The sequence below is a fragment of the uncultured Barnesiella sp. genome, assembly GCF_946496565.1.
GTDB classification, from domain to species: Bacteria; Bacteroidota; Bacteroidia; order Bacteroidales; family Barnesiellaceae; genus Barnesiella; species Barnesiella merdigallinarum.
Genome location: NZ_CAMMHD010000001.1, coordinates 236,474 through 256,572, shown reverse-complemented (window position 1 = coordinate 256,572; position 20,099 = coordinate 236,474). Strand labels below are relative to the sequence as shown.

At 55.2% G+C, this 20,099-nt stretch carries 13 protein-coding genes; 7 read left to right on the top strand and 6 right to left on the bottom strand.

Annotated elements, in window-relative coordinates; translation table 11 throughout:
* Positions 1-32 precede the first annotated feature (32 nt).
* The 6 genes from Q1K76_RS00955 to Q1K76_RS00930 all read left to right on the top strand — a co-directional run bounded on the left by Q1K76_RS00955 (position 33) and on the right by Q1K76_RS00930 (position 10,755).
* Positions 33-1,166 (top strand): glycoside hydrolase family 26 protein, encoded by a 1,134-nt coding sequence (locus tag Q1K76_RS00955; protein ID WP_258326429.1) that lies wholly within the window; start codon positions 33-35, stop codon positions 1,164-1,166.
* Positions 1,167-1,197: 31 nt separating this feature from the next.
* A complete protein-coding gene (locus Q1K76_RS00950; protein WP_258326430.1) occupies positions 1,198-2,595 on the top strand; it encodes an FAD-dependent oxidoreductase in 1,398 nt (465 codons plus the stop codon).
* A 110-nt stretch (positions 2,596-2,705) separates the two neighbouring features.
* The gene (locus Q1K76_RS00945; RefSeq protein WP_300130359.1) at positions 2,706-4,922 is read left to right on the top strand and encodes a glycoside hydrolase family 3 C-terminal domain-containing protein; all 2,217 of its coding nucleotides are present in this window, start codon (positions 2,706-2,708) and stop codon (positions 4,920-4,922) included.
* Between the two features lie 16 nt (positions 4,923-4,938).
* Positions 4,939-6,723 carry a DUF5040 domain-containing protein gene (locus Q1K76_RS00940; protein WP_300130357.1) on the top strand — a complete coding sequence of 595 codons (1,785 nt, stop codon included), beginning with the start codon at positions 4,939-4,941 and terminating at the stop codon, positions 6,721-6,723.
* A 23-nt stretch (positions 6,724-6,746) separates the two neighbouring features.
* The gene (gene bglX, locus Q1K76_RS00935; RefSeq protein ID WP_300130355.1) at positions 6,747-8,972 is read left to right on the top strand and encodes a beta-glucosidase BglX; all 2,226 of its coding nucleotides are present in this window, start codon (positions 6,747-6,749) and stop codon (positions 8,970-8,972) included.
* Positions 8,973-9,357: 385 nt separating this feature from the next.
* On the top strand, positions 9,358-10,755 hold the full coding sequence (locus Q1K76_RS00930; RefSeq protein WP_300130352.1) for a SusF/SusE family outer membrane protein: 1,398 nt from the start codon (positions 9,358-9,360) through the stop codon (positions 10,753-10,755).
* Positions 10,756-10,859: 104 nt separating this feature from the next.
* Here the strand turns inward: Q1K76_RS00930 and Q1K76_RS00925 are convergent, their stop codons facing one another.
* The 3 genes from Q1K76_RS00925 to Q1K76_RS00915 are packed head-to-tail and all read right to left on the bottom strand — an operon-like array spanning position 10,860 to position 16,293.
* Positions 10,860-12,158, bottom strand: coding sequence for a TolC family protein (locus tag Q1K76_RS00925; RefSeq protein WP_087408282.1), 1,299 nt, complete (start codon positions 12,156-12,158; stop codon positions 10,860-10,862).
* Between the two features lie 14 nt (positions 12,159-12,172).
* A complete protein-coding gene (locus Q1K76_RS00920) occupies positions 12,173-15,262 on the bottom strand; it encodes an efflux RND transporter permease subunit (protein WP_300130349.1) in 3,090 nt (1,029 codons plus the stop codon).
* Positions 15,259-16,293 (bottom strand): efflux RND transporter periplasmic adaptor subunit, encoded by a 1,035-nt coding sequence (locus tag Q1K76_RS00915; protein ID WP_087408074.1) that lies wholly within the window; start codon positions 16,291-16,293, stop codon positions 15,259-15,261. The genes Q1K76_RS00920 and Q1K76_RS00915 overlap by 4 nt, the downstream gene beginning before the upstream one ends.
* 157 nt (positions 16,294-16,450) lie before the next feature.
* On the opposite strand from Q1K76_RS00915, the gene Q1K76_RS00910 reads away from it, so the two are divergent.
* A complete protein-coding gene (locus tag Q1K76_RS00910; RefSeq protein ID WP_300130346.1) occupies positions 16,451-17,347 on the top strand; it encodes an AraC family transcriptional regulator in 897 nt (298 codons plus the stop codon).
* 207 nt (positions 17,348-17,554) lie between these two features.
* On the opposite strand, the gene Q1K76_RS00905 is transcribed toward Q1K76_RS00910, so the two are convergent.
* Genes Q1K76_RS00905 through Q1K76_RS00895 form a run of 3 tightly spaced genes read right to left on the bottom strand, consistent with a single transcriptional unit; the run spans position 17,555 to position 20,087 of the window.
* Positions 17,555-18,712: a sodium ion-translocating decarboxylase subunit beta gene (locus tag Q1K76_RS00905; RefSeq protein ID WP_025278053.1), complete on the bottom strand. Its 1,158-nt coding sequence runs from the start codon at positions 18,710-18,712 to the stop codon at positions 17,555-17,557.
* A gap of 4 nt (positions 18,713-18,716) precedes the next feature.
* Positions 18,717-19,145 (bottom strand): biotin/lipoyl-containing protein, encoded by a 429-nt coding sequence (locus Q1K76_RS00900; RefSeq protein WP_025278054.1) that lies wholly within the window; start codon positions 19,143-19,145, stop codon positions 18,717-18,719.
* Positions 19,146-19,172: 27 nt separating this feature from the next.
* Positions 19,173-20,087 carry an OadG family transporter subunit gene (locus tag Q1K76_RS00895; RefSeq protein WP_300130343.1) on the bottom strand — a complete coding sequence of 305 codons (915 nt, stop codon included), beginning with the start codon at positions 20,085-20,087 and terminating at the stop codon, positions 19,173-19,175.
* Positions 20,088-20,099: the final 12 nt, after the last annotated feature.

Here is a 20,099-nt window from a genome sequence, read left to right as displayed (position 1 = left end):
GACATCGTGTGGTCATATCGAATTTGTAAGAAATGAGAAATCGCATCATTCAACTGATTCTGATCCTGAACGCGGCCCTGCTCGTCGCTTGTGGCTCTACCAACCAAAAGGGGAAAAACTCCCCGGCCATAAGCGACGGGAAGGCCTCGGCCGGGACAGTAAAACTGTACCTGAAGTTGCAACACGAGTTGGACAAGGGTATCATGCTCGGCCATCAAGACGATTTGGCCTATGGTTACAAATGGTTCCAGGAGAGGGGCCGCTCCGATGTAAAGTCGGTGTGCGGCGACTACCCGGCCGTGTTTGGCTGGGACATCGGGAACATCGAGCATGGCAGTCGGTTGAATGGCGATTCCATTGCTTTCGCCACGCTCATCGACTATGTGCGCGAGGTGAATCGCCAGGGAGGCATATCGCTCTTTACCTGGCGGGCCAGCAACCCCGTGACGGGAGGCGACGCGAGCGATTGCAGCCGGCACGATGCCGTGAAACTGATCGTAGAGAATGACTCTGTTCGGAATGAGTTCCTTGCTTCGCTGGACAAGGTGGCCGACTTCTTTGCCTCCTTGAAAGACGAAGCAGGCGAACCGATTCCGGTCATATTCCAACCGTTCCATGCCCACAACGATGACCAACCGTTGTGGTGGAACTCCCAACTGTGTGAGGCCGACGACTATAAACAGCTCTGGGCCCTCACCGTCAACTACCTGCGCGACCAGAAACAGGTGCACAACCTGCTCTACGCCTACTCGGTCTACAACAACCGGTCTACCGCCTGCCTGCCGGCCTACTACCCCGGCAACAAGTTTGTCGACATAATAGGAGTCAGCTCCCTATTACTGCAAACCGAAGAGTACGACGGGCAAAAATTCATACAAGAGCTGAACCGCAACTTGGCTGTCATTACCCAATTTGCCAGGAAGAACCGAAAGATACCGGCCATTACTTGTACCGGCATGGAGGGTATCAAAATTTCGAACTTCTTCTCACAATACCTCTATCCCGTCATCTCGCAATACAAGCTCTCGTTCGTACTGTTTGGCGAGAATGCCTGGAACAAAGAGCGACACTACTTCATTCCGGTACCGGGGCATCCGGCCAGCGACGACTTCACCCGCTTTGCCGCCTACCCCAACATACTTACTTGCAGCGATATCAAAGACTAAACCATTATACAACATAACCACAGGAAACAATATGAAACCCACGAAAATATCCCGAAGAGATTTTATCCAGAAAAGCGGCATGCTGCTGGCAGCCTCGGCCGTTCCCTCGATTTTGCAAGCCGGGGAGAAACCATCGACCCTCGCGATGAAGAGGAGAAAGATACAGATAGACAGTGATTGGGACGTCATCGTCGTAGGCGGTGGCCCCTCGGGGTGTACAGCCGCCATATCGGCCGCCCGCGAAGGTGCCAAGACATTGCTCATCGAAGCCACCGGCCAACTGGGCGGCATGGGCACCACGGGCATGATTCCGGCCTGGTGTCCCTTCTCCGACGGCGAGAAAATCATCTACCGGGGGTTGGCCGAGAAGGTATTCCGCGCCGCCAAGAAAGGGGTGCCGCACGAACCGGCCGACAAGCTGGACTGGGTGTCGATCAACCCCGAACAGTTGATGACCGTCTACGACGACATGGTGTGCGAGTCGGGGGCCAAGGTGCTCTTCTTCTCGCGCCTGGCCGACGTAGAGATGGCTTCGGACGACACCATCCAGGCCATCATCGTCGCCAACAAAAACGGACTCACCGCCTTCAAGGCGAAAGTCTTTGTCGACTGTACCGGCGACGGCGACCTGGCCGTATGGGCCGGGGCCAACTACTTCATGGGCAACCCCGACGACAAGGTGCAGCGCTCTACCCTCTGCTTCTCGATTGCCAATGTCGACTCCTACGGATACAACACCAATCCCAACCTCTACTGGGAAAACAAGGACAGCCCCATTCACGATGCACTGAAATCGGGCAAATACCCGCTAATCGATCAGCATAGCTGCAACAACCTCATCGGTCCGGGCGTCGTGCAGTTCAATGCCGGACACATCGACATGACCAACTCGACCGACCCCTGGCAGGTATCGGAGGCCATGATCAAGGGGCGCAAAGTAGCCGCCGAATACCTGCGCATGCTCAAGGACTACCAGCCGCAGGTGTATGGCAACGGCTTCATCGTGAAGACCGCCTCGCTGCTGGGTATCCGCGAAAGCCGACGCATCGAGGGCGACTACATCTTCACCATCCACGACTGGCTCGAACGCCGCAGTTTCGACGACGAGATTGGCCGCAACTGCTACTTTGTTGATATACACATCCCCGGCTACGAGGCCAAGCACTACGGTCGCGGCGAGTCGCATGGTATCCCCTACCGTATCCTCACCCCCAAAGGCAAGAAAAACCTGCTCACGGCCGGGCGTTGCATCTCGGCCGACGAAGAGGCTCTGGGCAGCCTGCGTGTGATGCCGCCCGCTCTGGTCACCGGCGAAGCTGCCGGTATGGCAGCGGCTCTGGCCGCCAAGCAATCGCGCCCCGATGTGCATCAGGTCGATGTCGATTTCCTTCGCAAGCGCCTGCGGGAGGAGGGCCAATATTTCAAGTAACAGAGACTCCTCTCTGCCTCCGGCTCCCCCGACCGACCCGTGGAAGCCGAAGGCATCCGACTTGAATGTCGGCTTATAGACCTAACCTATTTTTTTTGACCAAGACTATTATGAAACAGATACTTCTAAGAATCGGCACCCTCTCGGCCCTCGTACTGGCTCTGGCAGCACGGGTAGTGGCACAAGAGCCTGTACCGGCCTATCTCGACGACAATCAACCCATCGAGGTTCGCATCGAAGATGCTTTGTCGCGCATGACCTTAAAGGAAAAAATCGACATGATTCATGCCCAATCCAAGTTCAGTGCCCCCGGCTGCCCGCGGCTGGGTATCCCCGAACTGTGGCTCAGCGACGGACCTCACGGGGTGCGCATGGAGTTTGTGTGGGACAACTGGGACCATGCCGACTGGACCAACGACTCCTGCACGGCCTACCCCGCCCTCACCTGCCTGGCTGCTACCTTCAATCCCAAACTGGCATTCCGGTATGGAAACGCCATAGGCCAGGAGGCCCGCTACCGGAAAAAGGATATTATCCTGGGACCCGGCGTCAACATCTACCGCACCCCGCTGAGCGGGCGTAACTTCGAATACATGGGCGAAGATCCCTATCTGTCGTCGCGTATGGTCGTGCCCTACGTCAAGGGCATGCAGCAAAACGGCGTAGCCGCCTGTCTGAAACACTTTGCCCTGAACAATCAGGAGAAGAACCGCGACAAAGTGAATGTCGAAGTGAGCGACCGCGCCCTCTACGAAATCTATCTGCCGGCCTTCAAAGCCGGTGTGCAGGAGGGTGGCGTGTGGGCCATCATGGGTTCGTACAACAAATACCGGGGCCAATACTGCAGCCACCACGAGCGGCTGGTCAACCAGATATTGAAACGCGACTGGGGCTTCGACGGCGTGATGCTGACCGACTGGGGCTCGGCCCACGATACCGACGAGGCTGCCCGCAACGGGCTCGACCTGGAGATGGGTACCTGGACCAACGGTCTGACCTGGGGCATCAGCTCGGCCTACGACAACTACTACCTGGCCCAGCCGTTCCTGAAGAAAATCGAGAGCGGCGAGCTGCCCGAGTCGCTCCTCGACGAGAAGGTGCGCCGGGTGTTGCGCCTGTGCTTCCGCACCAACATGAACCGCAACCGCCCCTACGGCTGCAAGCTCACCCCCGAGCATGCCGCGATTGCCCGCCAGGTGGCCGAGGAGGGTATCGTGCTGCTGAAGAACGACAACCACTTCTTCCCCATCGAGAAGGGGCGTTACCAGAAGATTGCCGTCATCGGCGAGAATGCCGTCAAGCAGTTGTGTCTGGGCGGCGGCTCGTCGGAGCTGAAACCGCAAAAGGAGATTTCGCCCCTCGAGGGGATGATCGAGAAATACGGTCGGGAACACATCGTCTTCACCCTGGGCTATGCTTCGGGCGAACCCAACTACAGCAACGAGCTGCCCTCGGGCCTCGATGCCGACTCGCTGGTCGAGGAGGCTGTGAAGGTGGCCCGCGAAGCCGACGTGGTACTCTTCTTCGGCGGCCTCAACAAGAACTTTCACCAAGACTGTGAAGGCGACGACCGCCTGAGCATGGACCTGCCCTTCGGGCAAAACGAACTCATCGAGAAGCTCGTCGAGGCCAACCCCAACACGGGTATTATCATCATCAGCGGCAACGCCGTGAACATGCCGTGGCTCTCGAAGGTCGACGGACTCATCCAGTCGTGGTATCTGGGTTCGCAAGGCGGCCCGGCTACGGCCAACGTCATCAGCGGCGAGGTGTGCCCCTCGGGCAAACTGCCCTTCTCGATTCCCGTGAAACTGGAAGACAACAGCGCCCACTACTTCGGCGAGGAGTCGTATCCGGGCGTAAACGACACGCAATACTACAAGGACGATATTCTGGTGGGATACCGCTGGTACGACACGAAGAAAATCAAATCGCTCTTCCCCTTCGGCTACGGTCTCTCCTACACCACCTTCAACTACGGGAAAGCCCGCACCGACAAGAAGAGCTACCGCCCCGACGAGAAGGTGAAACTCTCGTTCACCCTGAAAAACAGCGGCCAACAGGCCGGAGCCGAGACCGTACAAGTATACATGAGCCAGAAGAAGCCCAGCGTGCTGCGCCCCGTCAAGGAGCTGAAAGCCTTCGAGAAGGTGTTCCTGCAACCGGGCGAAGAGCGGGTGGTCGAACTCGAAATCCCGGTCAGCTCATTTGCCTTCTACGACGAGGGCATCGCCGACTGGAAACTCGAGAACGACAAATATCTGTTGCATGTGGCCTCGTCGTCGCGTCAGATACACTCGACGACAACCATCGAAGTAAAAGATTAACCGATAAGCAGAAACCATGAAACTACAAAAGATTATCCTGTCGGGGCTCCTGTCGCTCGCCGCTCTCGCGACACAGGCCCAGAACTACGACCACCACTTCCTGCTGGCCGGCGCCTCGTTTGCCGTACCCGAGAACGGCTGGTTCGAACTGGTGTGCGACGCCTTCAACGCCGAACCGCTGAACAAGGCGGTGGGCGGCGACGCCATCAAGCACACGGCATCGGACATGTTTCTCGACCGCTTCTACACGACCGAGGAGCTCGACCGCATCGATGCCTTCATCATCATGCACGTGCACAACCAGGACGTGGCCAGCACCAACGGCATCAAGGAGAACTACGAAGAGTATACCTACGACGAGATTCAACAGTACAACACGGCCTACGACTATGTAATCAAGCGCTACAAGGCCGATTGCTACAACCTCAAGTTCAATCCCGAATCGCGCTACTACCAGACCGAAAACGGCAAACCGGCCACAATCATCCTCTGTACCCACTGGCACGACTCGCGCATCACCTACAACCAGAGCATCCGCACCCTGGCCGAACGCTGGCAGCTGCCCCTCATCGAGTGGGACGAAAACATCGGTTTCACCCGCAAGGTGGTCGATGCCGACGGCCGTCAGCCCAGTATCAAATATGCCGCCGATACCGAAAAAATCTACGACATCACCTTCGGGTGGCACCCGATGCGGGGCAAAGAGCAGTATATCCAACAGAAGATAGCCTCGATCGCCATGGAGAAGTTGACCGAACTCTTCACCCCCGTGCCGGCCTCGGTCGAACTCGGCGAGAAGAGCAAGGTGATTGTTCCCGGCGAACAGGGCTATTTCGTGTGCCGCTTTACGGGTGTACCGCCCTGGAGCCTCACCTACACCGTAAACGGTGAGGAACACCGGCTCGACAGCATCACCACCAACCCGCTCATCGTCGAGGTTACCCCCACGGCCGACGAAACCACCGTGCTTCCGGTAGCGGTAAGCAACCGCTATACCGAGAGCGGTATCGTGGCAGGCGAAGCCCACATCTACACCGGGCGGCAGAGCGTATCGCCCACCTTCGACACCTACGTACACCAGGCCAACCAGACCACGGTCTACACCGATGCCGACCATCTGGAGGTAAAAGGAAATACCGATACCCACACCCGCGAAGCCTACCTGTCGTTTGCCACCACCGGCATCGACCCGCAGGCCGAGCGCATGGTGGTGCGGGCCTACTACTACGACTGCATCTACCCCAGCTGGCCCCGCAAGGAGACCCACCCGGTAGAGATTTGGGGCAATACCGAGTCGTACACGACAATGACCTGGAACACCAAGCCCGACCAATTCACCCGCATCGGTGAAACTCTGGTACGGGCCGACGAGCTGAACAGCTATATCGAGTGGGATGTCACCGACTGGGCCAAGGCACAAATCGAAGCCGGGGCCAGCCTGCTCACCTTCAAGCTGTGCATCGGCGAAACCGACGCCACGGGGCTGCTCTACTTCTATTCGTCGGAGGCCGAAGACTCCCACAAGCCGCAACTGCTCGTCACCACCGACCCCACCACGGGGCTGACCGAAGCCGCTACCGACGTGATAACCGTCCGTACCCGCCGGACCGACCGGGAGATTATCGTCACAGGCATCGACGGCAACTGCCGGGCCACCTGCTACACGCTGTGCGGTCAAGTGGTCTTTGCCGGGCCGATAGCCGACGCCGAGCCCATCGCCCTGCCCCACACCTCCGCGGGGGTCTATCTGCTCGACCTGCAAAACGAGACACAGCACTACACCTGCAAGATTATTTTATAACCACTTAATTCCACACATACACAATGAAAAAAGGATTGTTTGTCATCTGTGTTGCCGCCCTGCTTGCCACAGGATGTAAGTCGACCGGCAACACCGAAGAGGAGCGTTTCATCGAAGACCTGTTGGGAAAAATGACGCTCGAAGAGAAAATAGGTCAGATGAACCAGCTCTGTTTCGACCAGCCTCTGGATTCGATCAAGGCCAAAATACGGGCCGGCGAGATAGGTTCGATGCTCAACATAGACCCGAAACTGATCGACGAGATACAGAAGACGGCCGTCGAGGAGTCGCGGCTGGGTATCCCCCTCATCATCGGGCGCGACATCATTCACGGCTACAAAACCGTATTGCCCATTCCGCTGGGTCTGGCTGCCTCGTTCGACCCGCAAGTGGTCGAGGCCGGTACCCACATGGCAGCTACCGAAGCGCGTGAAGAGGGCATCACCTGGACCTTTGCCCCCATGCTCGACATCTCGCGCGATGCCCGTTGGGGCCGCATAGCCGAGAGCCTGGGCGAAGACCCCTATCTGTCGGGCGAACTGGGTGCCGCCATGGTGCGCGGTTTCCAGGGCGAGCATCTGTCGGACAGCGACGCCATTGCCGCCTGCGTGAAACACTTCGTGGGCTACGGTGCTGCCGAGGGCGGACGCGACTACAACTCGACCTATATTCCCGAAACGCTGTTGCGCAACGTCTACCTGGAACCGTTCCAAAAAGCGATCGAGGCCGGAGCCGCCACGCTGATGACCTCGTTCAACGACAACGACGGAATACCCGCCTCGGGCAACGACTTCCTGCTGCGCACCGTGCTGCGCGACGAGTGGAAGTTCGACGGCTTTGTGGTATCGGACTGGTGCTCGATGAGCGAGATGATGTCGCACGGGTTTGCCGCCGACCGCAAGGATGTGGCCCGTATCTCGGCCAATGCCGGCGTAGACATGGAGATGGTAAGCCAGACCTATATCGAACACCTGCCTCAACTGGTAGCCGAGAACAAGGTACCGATGGAGGTAATCGACAACGCCGTGCGCAACATTCTGCGCATCAAATACCGCCTGGGACTGTTTGAGAATCCTTATGCCAAACCGGGCAAGACGAGCACCATCTACTGCGACGAGCACCTGCAAACGGCCCGCCGCGCCGCTGTCGAGTCGGCCATTCTGCTGAAGAACGACGGCGTACTGCCGCTCAAGGAGGGTCAGACCCTGGCCATCGTAGGCCCCATGGCCGATGCTCCCCACGACCAACTGGGCACCTGGTCGTTCGACGGTGACAAGAATCGCACCGTCACCCCGCTCAGAGCCCTGCAAACCGATGAGTACAACCAGGTGAAATACATCTATGAGCCCGGGCTGGACTACTCGAGAGATACCGATACGAGCGACTTCGAACGGGTGAAGAGTGCCGTACGCCGGGCCGACGTGGCCGTGGTCTTCGTGGGCGAAGAGGCCATCCTCTCGGGCGAGGCCCACTCGTTGTCGAACATCAACCTGATAGGTGCCCAGTCGGAGTTGCTGAAAGCCGTGAAGAGCACCGGCAAACCGGTAGTGATGGTGGTTATTGCCGGCCGTCCGCTCACCATCGAGCGCGACCTGCCCTATGCCGATGCCGTGCTCTACAACTTCCACCCGGGCACCATGGGCGGTCTGGCCATCATGGACCTGCTCTACGGCCGCGAGAACCCCAGCGGTAAGCTGCCGGTAACCTTCGTGCGCGAAGTGGGACAGATACCGATGTACTACAACCACAACAACACCGGCCGACCCGCCCAAAACGAAATTACGCCCCTCGAGGATATTCCGTTGGAGGCTCCTCAGACGTCACTCGGCAACACGTCGTTCTACCTCGACTCGGGTAAAGACCCGCTGTTTGTCTTCGGCTACGGACTCTCGTACAGCACCTTCGAATATGCCGACCTCAACCTCTCGAGCAACGAGGTGAGCGCCACCGATACCCTCACCGTAACGGCTACCGTCAAGAACACCAGTGCCGTCGACGGTACCGAGGTTGCCCAACTCTACGTGCGCGACCTGGTAGGCTCGATCGACCGTCCGGTCAAAGAGTTGAAAGGATTCCAACGCCTCTTCATCAAGGCCGGCGACAGCCAGACGGTCACCTTCAAACTGCCGGTTTCGGCTCTGGCCTTCTATGGCCGCGACCTGAAGAAGAAGGTCGAGGCCGGTCAGTTCGACATCTGGATCGGACCGAACAGTGCCGAGGGATTGAAAGGCTCGTTTACGGTAAAATAATTTATCCGCTTAAGAAATAGAACTCATCACGTTTCCCATGCAATCAGCACTCCGAACAGCCTGCCGGCAACCAGGCCGGCAGGTTTGTTCGGGGAGTTACAACTCCGGCCCCAGGGTATTGCGGTAGCCCTTTCGCCCCTTTTTGTGGAATGGGCCGGAGATTTTACGAAAGCTACTTCTTCTTACATACATTAAATTTAACCTGGAGCTGTGTCGAAGTGAACAACTTGTTGAGACACGGCTCCTCGCTTTATTTCGGCACGCACCGTATAAAAAAACAGGGGTGGCTGTAAGGGTATAGAGGGATTTTATTGTCTCATAATAGAAAGGCAAAATATACAGAAGTGAACATATCCTTTAACCCATACATAAAATATCAATGACCATGAAAAAACTTTACTTTGCACTTTGCCTGATTTTCGTATGGTGTACAACGGCTTTTGCCTATGACAACCTGTATGTGGTAGGCGATGCCTGTTCGTCGGGGTGGGACCCCAACGCAGCCCTTGCCATGACGAAAGAGAGCGCCGACTCGTACACCTGGAGCGGCCCGCTGAAAAAGAACAGCGGCAAACAGGAACGATTCAAATTTCTCGTAGCCCGGTCGTGGGCCACATCGCTCACCTGCCGGCTCGACCAGAGCGGACACCAGGTGATTGCCTCGGGCCAGGAGTATGACTTGTATGTGAAACTGGAGACCGACGGCAAACCCGACAACTCGTTTCAGGTGCCCGAGACGGGAGTATACCGCATCGACGTGAACACGGCATCGATGAAAATGACGTGTACCAAGATAGCCGACTATGAAGAGCCCGACTACACGCTCTTCTCGCGCGAGACGTTCCAGGCCTCGTCGGGGCTGTCGCTCAACTACCGTGCCCTGCAGCCGGCCACCATCGAGGCCGACACGCGCTACCCGCTGGTCATCTTCCTCCACGGGTCGGGCGAGAGAGGCAACGACAACGAGAGCCAGTTGCGATATGGTGCCGATCAGTTCCTCACCTCGCAGAACCGGGCCGACTATCCGGCTTTCGTACTCTTCCCGCAATGTCCGTCGGAGAACTTCTGGCCGTTTGAGAGCCAACCCGCCTCGTTCGACGCCACTACCTTCCCGACCGACTACCCCATCTCTACCCCCAACCAGGCGGTGAAAGAGCTCATCGACTACTACCTGCAAAACGAGCCGGTAGACCCCGACCGGGTTTATATCGTCGGTATCTCGATGGGCGGCATGGGGACCTTCGACCTGGCCTGCCGGTTTCCCGAAACGTTTGCCGCAGCCGTACCTATCTGTGGCGGCATTCAGGTAGACCGCATCGACAGCCGCACCAAGCGTGTCTACTGGCGGCTCTTCCACGGCGATGCCGACGGTGTGGTGCCGGTGAACAACTCGCGCTCGGCTTATGAGGCTCTGCTCGAGGCCGGGGCTACGGTCGAGTATGTCGAGATACCCGGCGGCGACCACTTCATCTGGAGCGGGGTCTTTGCCCGGGAGGATTTCCTGTCGTGGATTTTCGGCAAACGTCGTCAACCGTCGAGTGCCGTATCGTCGCTCCCGACCGACCAACCTATCCGGTGCTACGCACAGGAGGGTAAACTCGTAGTCAACTCGACCGACGATACCCCGCTGCAAATCGACCTCTACAACACCTCGGGCGCCCGCGTCTGCACGCTCGACGGAGAGGTATCGGCAGCAACTCCCCTGCCCTCGTTGAGCCGGGGCGTATACCTGGTAACGATTTCGCAGGGTACCAACCGCTACCACACCAAGGTGGTACTGTAACCGTTCGAAAACTTCTTCTTACATACATAAAAACAGAAATCCGGTCGCTTGCTTGGTGCAATCGGCCGGATTGTCTTTTTTAATGACTTCCTATCGTCAAGGGCCTACCGACCCGTAGCCTGCATATAGGCAACCTGTTTCTGCTGATAGGAGGTGCAAGCCTCGGCATACTGGTCGTGACTTTGCTGCATGAGCGACTGGGCATCGAGCAGATCGGAGAGCGCAACCGTACCGGCCTTGTAATAGTCGTTGTTGAGTCGCAGGTTCTCGGTAGCCGACTCGATGGATTTCTGAGCGAGCAGCACCTGCTGATAAGCCTCTTGCAAGTCGTTCCACTTGGCCTCGATCTCGACCAGCATCATTTCGCGCGAGTCTTGCCGGGTATTCTCGGTTTGCATCTTTTTGATCTTTTCCCGTTTAATGGCATGCGAGCCACCCCACCACGAGGTGATAGGCACCGATACGCTGGCAAAGACGACTCCGAAATCGGTATCCTTCTCGAGCAAATCGTGATAGAGATAGCCGGCTCCCACACTTACCGAAGGGAGGTTTTCGCCCCGCTTCATGCGCAGTTGCAGTTTGGCAGCCTCGACCGACTTGTCGAGGAGCTTGCTCTCGGCCCGGTTGTCGAGCCCGGTCTCGGGATCGATGTAGTAATCGAGCGGCGAGACCACGGGCGGGAAGTTGTCGAAGGCTATATCGAAATCGCTCTTATCGACCCCGATCAACTGACACAGCAACATGCGGGTTACCGAGAGGCCGTTCTCGACCTTCAGCCGGTTGGCGGCAATGTTCTGTTGCTGGAGCTCTACCCGCAGCAAATCGTTGCGGGTGGTGACACCGGCATCGACCGAAGCCACCACATCGCGATGCAGGGTATCGAGCTGAGTCTCGAGTGTAGCCAGCGTGCGCAACTTCTCTTTGAGAGCAACAATCTGCCAAAAGTATTGCGAGACCGAAGCCTCTACCTGGTCTTCGGTAAGGGCCAGCTGGTACTGGCTCACCTGCTCTCCGATATGAGCCAGTTTGTTGCCATTGACTATGCGGCCACCCATGAATACCGGCTGAAGAAGAGTGACACCCGCCATCTTGCCCGACTTGAGCATCTCCATCGAGATAGGCGGCACTCCGGGTACGGGCAATGCCATATCCATCTGAGCCATACTTTCGCTGGCCTTGAAGATGGCACCCGTAGCCGAAATGTTTGGGAAATAATTGGTGAAGGCCTCTTTCGAGGTTTGCTCGGCCGCCTCGACATCGAAACGGCTGTTCTTTACCTTGGCGCTGTTTTCGACGGCCAGAGCCTGGCATTCGTCGAGCGTATAGAGTTTCTGGGCGTTGAGCGGGAGCGAACATCCCAACAGGCCCAACGCAACGGCGTATATGATTTGCTTGTTTGTCATCTTTTTTTCTCCTTTCAACGATTTTCTGTTTTACGATCGGCCCGGCTGAATATCAACCAATAGGCTACCGGCAATATGGTGAGGGTCAATATCATCGAGATGATGGTTCCGAAAAATACGACCGAACCCATGGGAGACCACAACGGACTGCCTCCCAAAATCATAGGAATCACACCCATCGAAGCGGCGGCCGAGGTGAGGAATATGGGGCGCATACGACGTTTGGCCGAGTGCAAGGCGGCCTCACGCACGCTCAATCCCTCTTTCATACGCAACTCGTCGGCATAGTCGAGCATGATAATGCCGTTACGTACAAGGATACCCATGAGGCTGACGATACCCAAGACTGCCGTCACACTCACATCGAGCCCCATCACCCAGATACCTACACCGGCTCCCAACAGACAGAGCGCGAGTGACCCGAGAATGAGCAGGGCCATATTGATGCGACGGAAGTGGAACAACAGGATGAAGAAGATGATGACGACCGCAATGACCAGTCCGCTCACAATCATATTCAAGGTATCGCTGTCGCTCTCACGGGCTCCGCCCACCTCCCATTCGATGCCTTCGGGCATATCGATTTGCTCGACGGCCTTCACGATCTTGCTGGTCATGGCCGAAGCGTTGACCCCATTCTTCACATCGGACTGGAGCGTAATGGTAGGAATACCGTTGCGACGGGCTATCTGGGCATCGTGCCAGTCGGGTTCGACCCGAGCAATCTGGCGCACCGGAACCGAGGCAGCTCCGCCCCAAGCCGAGACATAGGTATCGCCCACCTCATCGTAGGAGAGCTCGCTACGGCCGTCGTCCTTAAGTACGACATCTATGGGATAATCCTTATCCCAAACCGTAGTCACGGGCAGACCGTTGCCCAGGTGCATGGCCAGATTGGCCGAAAGCATGGCTTTGCTCATGCCCAGCCGCCCCATCTCATCGTCGTCGAGTTGCAAGGTGACCCCGGGAAGCTGTCCCTCCCAGTCGCTATGAACCAACGAAAGCTCGTCGAAGCCATCCATGACCTTCTTCACCCGGTCGGCAGCCACACGAAGGCTGTCGCGGTCGTTACCCTTGACCCGTATCTCGACGGGATAGACCGCATCGGAGTATTCGAGCTGTTTGAAGCGTACACGCGCTTCGGGGAAGTAGTTGAGGTATTTATCCTTATACTCGTCGATCATCTGCTCGGTAGCCTCGTTGCCCGTCGTATTGACGATAAACTGGGCATAGTGCGAACCGGCCATCTGCGGAGCATAGGTGGTGTGGAAGCGGGGCGACCCTTCTCCCTTGAACGAGGCCACCGATACCACCCGGGGATCCTTACGGAGAATCGATTCGAGACTATCGGCCACGGCAGAGGTCTTTTCGAGCGCCGTACCGAAAGGCATGTAAATCTCGACGGCAAACTGGTTGCGCTCGGCAATAGGCATCAGCCGCATGGGCAGCGCCAGGAACAGCACGACACCGGCTACCACCGCGAGGAGACCTACGCCCATTGTGCGTACGGGATGAGCGAAACACTTGGTAATGAGCTTGTCGTAAGACGATTGCAATACGGTCAGGAACGAACGGCGTTGTTTCTTTTCAGGTTTGGGCGCACCTTTGAATCCGGTCCGAATAAAGTAGTACTGCATGTAGGGAACCAACAATACAGCTACCAGCAGAGACAAGGCCAGGATAATGGTGATAGCCCAAGGGAAGGACTTCACGAAGTCGTTAATCATACCCGTCGAGGTAATGAGGAAGGGAAAGAAGGTGATACTGATTGCCAACGTGGCCGAGAAAATGGAGCGGAAAAACTCCTTGGCGCTCTCGACGGCTGCCGTCCAGCGGGGCACGCCGTTGTCGAGCTTCTCCATATAGCAGTCGATGATGACAATCGAGTTGTCGACAATCATACCCAGCGTGACAATCAGAGCCGCCAATGTAACCGTGTTCAACTCCATGCCGCAGGCATAGAAGACCAGCAGCGAGAGGAATATGGTGATGGGTATCGTCGAAGCGGCTACCGAAGCTACCCGCAGGGGCATAAGCAGCATGACGACTACAATCACGGCAATGATGGCAATGAGCAGTTCGCGCAGGAAGGTTACAACCGAATCGCCTACGACCTGCGACTGGTCGGTAATGCGGAATATCGACACATCGTCGGGCAGCTCTTTCTCATAGTCCGAGAGAACCTTGTTGACCTCTTGTCCCATCTCTACGATATTATTGCCTTCGCGCATCTCCATGGAGAGCACCAGACACTTGGTGCCGTTGTTGGTAATATAAGAGGTAGGATCGGGATATTCACGCACCACCCGGGCAACATCTTTGAGCCGGATGGCGTGCCCTTGCGGATCGCTAAAAACAATCTGGTTGGCTACATCGTTTATACAGTCGTAGGTATCGGCCAGGTGAATGGGAGCTACAAACCGGCTGTTATCGACCGCTCCGCTCACCGTCGTGAAACCCTGGGAGAGCAGTTGGGTAGCCAGCGTAGTGTTGTCGATTGCATAGCGCGAGATTTTGGCCGGGTCGAGGTAGACACTGATCTGCTCTTTCTGCAAGCCATAGGTGCGCAGGTTGCTCACGGCATCGATGCGGCGCAATCGATCCTTGAGATTGTCGAGGTACTCCTCGAGTTCGCGATAGGTCTTGTCTTTCGACTCGATGGTAACCAGCATAGCCGACGTGTCACCAAAGTCGTCGTTGGTCACGAGAGCCAGCACCCCCGAGGGCAACTGCGACTTAAAGGCAGCTATACGATGCTTGAACTTGGTCCAGAACTCGTCGCGGTTGTTTACGTCGTCGTTCAACTCGACAAAGACAATCGACATGCCGTCGCGGCTGAGCGAATGAGTCTTGGCCTTTTTCACCTCTTTGAATTCAAAGATAAAGTTTTCGAGCGGCTTGGTCACCTGCTCTTCGACCTCGGTCGATGTAGCCCCCGGATAGACGGCCACCACAACCCCCTGGCGTATGGTAAAGGCAGGGAACTCTTGCTTGGGCATCTTCACCAAAGAGTAAATTCCCAGTACAAACATCAACGCCACGATGAGAATAACGATCTGCCTGTATTTCATGGCAGCTTCTATAATACCACCTTTTGTTTTCATTGCTCTGTTACTTTCATGTTTTCACTTACTTTCGAAGTACCCTCGACAATTACCTTATCGCCCACCGACAGGCCCGACTCGACTACGACACCGTCGCCCGACAGGGCACCGACCGATACCGGCCGTTTGGTGGCTCTGCCGTCGCTGTCGACCCATACGAAGGGAGTGCCGTCGCTATCGATTTGCACGATTCGGTTGGGAACAACAATTGACGAGTCGCGCGTACCGCCCAACCGCGCTACGCAAACCATGCCCGGGAGCAATTCGCCCGAACGATTATCGATCTGCACCAATGCCTTGTAGGTGTGTACCAGCGGGTCGGCGGCAATGCCTTTCTCGATAATCTTTCCGGTGTAGCTCTTGTTGCCGAGAGCCGCTACGGAGACCGATACCTCATCGCCCAGACCTATCGAGGCTATCTCATCCTCAGGGACAGCCATATTTACATTCACGCGCATAATCTTCATCAACTGGAAAACCGGTACCCCGGGCACCACCGACGATCCCGTATCGATGCTCTTCTGAGCTACTACCCCGGCATAGGGAGCACGCAACTCGACATCGTTGAGATTCTTGCGGGCAATCTGCTCCATGCTGCGGGCCTGCTGCAATGAGCTCTGTACCTCGACCCACTTGATTTCGGGCAGGCTCCCCTTCTCGTGCAACTGCTCCATACGGGCATAAGCATCTTCGGCCTGCCGCAACGAAGAACAAGCAGCATCATAGGTGCTTTGCAACGTGGTCTTGTCGAGCCGGGCCAACAGTTCGCCCTGAGCTACCCGCTGACCTTCGCGCACATAGATGCGCTCGACATACCCCGGTACCTGAAAACTCAGTGAGGAAGAAGACTCTCCCTCGACAGTTCCCATATATTCATGTACACCCAGATTCTCACAAAAAGCGACCGTCCAAGTCTTCACCGGAACTTCGCGCTCCGTCTTTTCCTCCTTTCCCGAGGAACTGCATCCTACACTCAGAACCGAAGCTACGGTCAAAAACAAATAAGCAAATGCTTTACCATTCTTTTTCATACTTTCCGTTGTTAAAATTCGATGCAAAGATGTAGGAAAGCAACACAGCTATAAAGTTCCTTTTTCTACTGTTAGTGTTCCAAAAGTCAGATTTAAGAAAAATTTACAGCTAAAATTCACACATATCACATTATATTTGTCCAAAACATCGCATTTTATGGACAAAACATGTATCGAAAGTTTCACCCACAAACAACTGAAAAAGTTAGTCGAAATCAAACATTCCACCGGACTGGAAGACAGCCTCATCATTATCGAGAACGACCGCCCCGACATCGACTTCTTCAAATACCCGTGCCGTATAGACTCGCTGGTAGCACTGGTATGCCTGTCGGGTGAGATGACAATCAACATCAATTTGAACGAATATCACATCCAGCCGGGCACCATGATATTGAATCTACCCGCAAACATCGTACAGCTGAATAGCGAGCAGCAGTGTTCCTTTTACGGGATTTCAGTGACCCGTTCGTTTTTTGAGAAAGTTCAAATCAATCTCAGCGACATCATTCCCGTATACTCTCAATTACGAAACGAGCCTTGCCTACGACTCTCCAAAGACGAAATCGAAATCTTCTGCAAGTTCATATCGTTGATCAAGCTCATCAGCCAATCGACAGAAGGGAGTAAAAAGATGGAAACACTCCAAAGCCTGGGAGCCGCGCTCATCTGGCAACTGTACGACCTGATTCTGAACTACACCCCTGTCTCCAAAAACGAAAATAAAAAAAACCGTCAAGAGATTATCTTCGGGCGATTCATCGCTCTGCTCTCGCAATACCACATGCAGGAACGAAGCGTTACCTTCTATGCCGAACAGTTGTGCATCACGCCCAAATATTTCTCGACGCTGGTCAAGAAACTGTCGGGCAAATCGGCGGCACAGTGGATAGACAACTATGTGATACTCGAAGCGAAAAACCTGCTGAAATACTCCGATATGAGTATCCAGGAGATTGCCTACCAACTGAACTTCTCGACCCAATCGTTTTTCGGGAAATACTTCAAACACCAGACTGGCATGTCGCCTACCGAATACCGGAATAAAGTGTAAACATTTTGATTATCAACTCCGAACGGAACTACAAGCATACCGCTTTCGCCTCCCTGTCGAAGAGGTTAATCATACTATAACTCCCGGCGTATACATACCGCAAATATGCCCATTACCCTGCACAAGGAAACGGTGAGAAAAAACAAGGGCGGTGCGCCTCCAGCGAGGAAGCGCACCGCCCGAATGTATCATAACTCTACAGAGAGATTACGAGAGGAAGCCGAGCAACACACCGGCGGCAACAGCCGAACCGATTACACCGGCCACGTTGGGACCCATGGCATGCATCAACAAGTAGTTGGTCGAGTCATATTCGAGACCAAGGTTGTTGGAGATACGAGCCGACATCGGTACAGCCGAAACACCGGCGTTACCGATAAGCGGGTTGATTTTCTTGCTCTTGGGCAACACGAGATTGAAAATTTTCACAAACAATACACCCGAAGCCGAAGCAATGACGAAAGCCATGAAACCAAGAGCGAAGATACCGAGCGTGCTGGGGGTGAGGAACTCGGAAGCCTGAGTAGAGGCTCCTACCGTTACACCCAACAGAATGGTAATCGTGTCGCACAAGGGGCCGCTTGCGGTCTTGGCCAAACGCGAGGTAACACCGCTCTCACGCAACAGGTTGCCGAAGAAAAGCATACCCAACAGGGGCAAGCCCGACGGAACCAGGAAGCAGGTGAGCAGCAACCCGACGATGGGGAACATGATTTTCTCGTTTTGCGAAACGGCACGCGCCGGTTTCATACGAATTACACGCTCCTTTTTCGTGGTCATCAAACGCATGATAGGCGGCTGGATTACCGGGACAAGTGCCATATACGAGTAAGCCGAAACGGCTATGGCACCCATGAGGTTAGGAGCCAATTTCGACGAAAGGAAGATGGCCGTAGGACCGTCGGCACCACCGATGATGGCAATGGCACCGGCTTGGTCGGGGGTAAACCCGAGAGCCAAGGCGACCATATAGGCCCCGAAGATACCGAACTGGGCAGCAGCACCCACCAGCATCAGTTTGGGGTTGGCGATAAGCGACGAAAAGTCGGTCATGGCACCAATGCCCAAAAATACCAACGGGGGATACCAACCGGCACTCACTCCCTGATAGAGGATATTGAGCACCGAACCCTCTTCATAAATACCAACCTCGAGACCGGCATCGATTTTAAAAGGAATATTCCCGATAAGAATACCGAAACCGATGGGTACCAGCAACATGGGCTCGAAATTTTTCTTTATCGCCAAATAGATAAAGAACAAGCCCACCACAATCATAGCCAGGTGCGGGAGGGTACAGTTGGCAAAGCCGGTATACTCCCAGAACTGGACTAAATTATCTCCTAAGAAATCTATAAATCCCATAGTCTTACTCAATTATGATAAGTTCGGTTCCTTCGAGTACCGAATCACCTTTATTTACTTTGATGGCCGTCACTTTACCGCTCTTGATGGCGTTGATGTTGTTTTCCATCTTCATGGCTTCCAGGATAAGCACGGCCTGGCCTGCGCTCACCGTATCGCCAACTTTCACCAAAATATCGTTCACAACACCGGGCAACGGCGATTTCACGGCGTCGGCACCCGAGTTGACAGTGGGTTTGGCGATAACGGGCTCACCCGTAGCAGTACGCGGAGCCGACGAGGGCTTGGGCGTAGAAACCTTTACAGGAGCAGCCTCTTCCATCTGTACTTTGTAAGTGGTACCGTTCACCTCGACATGGGCAATGTTTTTCTCAATTTCGCCAACAGAAACCTTATAGAGGTTACCGTTGATTTTATACTTATACTCTTTCATAAGTTTGTTTAATCGTTTTTTGGGGGATTACTTTTTAGAGGGAATTTCACGCAGCGAATAAATCTTGGAGTTCCAAGGCGAGTAGGCTCTCTTCACCTTGTTGATGGTGAGGATTGTGTCTTCTACGTCGTGGGCTTCGAGATGCTGGTACAGAGCCATGGCGATAGCGGCATATACCTCGCCCGCCTCGCGGCCGAAGCCTTTCTCCTTGGCCTCTTCTTTATCGGAAATACCATGTACTCGCATAGCATTGCGCTTCTTGATGAGAACCGAGATTTGCCCGATAAGACGGAACAACAGGTAGAGCAGCAACAAACCGGCAAATACGATAGCCATGGCCATGATTGCCATACCCACCCCGAAGGGGTCGTGCTCGGTAAACATATCGATTTTCACATTCTTGTCGAGCGTAATGTTGTTGGTACTCGGCGTTACATAGCCCGACTGCTCGTTTCCGCCCTTGATTACCCAATGGCCCACACCGTCTTCGTAGCGGGCATAGGAGTGGTCGGTGGGAATCCCTGCCGGAACCGTCACCGAGTCGATGAGGTCACGACCGTTGGAATCGTAGAGACCAATCCAGTTGTCTTTGTCGGGGTCGAGCGTAAAATTCACGTGGAATGTTCCCCTGTTAGGCTTGCCGTCGGCCCAGAAAAGCACATGTTGCCGAGGCGGCATCTCGGTGAGAACATCGCCCTTGGGAATAGGATATTTCTTGGGATTGTTCTTGTCGTTGGTCAAGTAGCAGCTGCGCACATCGACGGTACCAAAGGTGGTATTGAAAATCTCTATCCAGGCCGACTGACAGCCGTAGTCGTCCTGATAGTTGTTTTCGTTGGTCACCAGCACCTCGTTGATACGCAAGCCTTTCCTTCCCTGTGCCCATACCGACGATACCATGAAGGCAGCGAACAGGAATATCCCTAAAATTTTTTTATTCATTGTCGTTATACT

Coding starts and splice junctions, on each gene's coding strand:
- Q1K76_RS00925 (WP_087408282.1), bottom strand. CDS start 12,158: ATGACAAACAAGCAAATCATATACGCCGTTGCGTTGGGCCTGTTGGGA.
- Q1K76_RS00955 (WP_258326429.1), top strand. CDS start 33: ATGAGAAATCGCATCATTCAACTGATTCTGATCCTGAACGCGGCCCTG.
- Q1K76_RS00895 (WP_300130343.1), bottom strand. CDS start 20,087: ATGAATAAAAAAATTTTAGGGATATTCCTGTTCGCTGCCTTCATGGTA.
- Q1K76_RS00900 (WP_025278054.1), bottom strand. CDS start 19,145: ATGAAAGAGTATAAGTATAAAATCAACGGTAACCTCTATAAGGTTTCT.
- Q1K76_RS00915 (WP_087408074.1), bottom strand. CDS start 16,293: ATGAAAAAGAATGGTAAAGCATTTGCTTATTTGTTTTTGACCGTAGCT.
- Q1K76_RS00940 (WP_300130357.1), top strand. CDS start 4,939: ATGAAACTACAAAAGATTATCCTGTCGGGGCTCCTGTCGCTCGCCGCT.
- bglX (WP_300130355.1), top strand. CDS start 6,747: ATGAAAAAAGGATTGTTTGTCATCTGTGTTGCCGCCCTGCTTGCCACA.
- Q1K76_RS00950 (WP_258326430.1), top strand. CDS start 1,198: ATGAAACCCACGAAAATATCCCGAAGAGATTTTATCCAGAAAAGCGGC.
- Q1K76_RS00920 (WP_300130349.1), bottom strand. CDS start 15,262: ATGAAAACAAAAGGTGGTATTATAGAAGCTGCCATGAAATACAGGCAG.
- Q1K76_RS00905 (WP_025278053.1), bottom strand. CDS start 18,712: ATGGGATTTATAGATTTCTTAGGAGATAATTTAGTCCAGTTCTGGGAG.
- Q1K76_RS00930 (WP_300130352.1), top strand. CDS start 9,358: ATGAAAAAACTTTACTTTGCACTTTGCCTGATTTTCGTATGGTGTACA.
- Q1K76_RS00945 (WP_300130359.1), top strand. CDS start 2,706: ATGAAACAGATACTTCTAAGAATCGGCACCCTCTCGGCCCTCGTACTG.
- Q1K76_RS00910 (WP_300130346.1), top strand. CDS start 16,451: ATGGACAAAACATGTATCGAAAGTTTCACCCACAAACAACTGAAAAAG.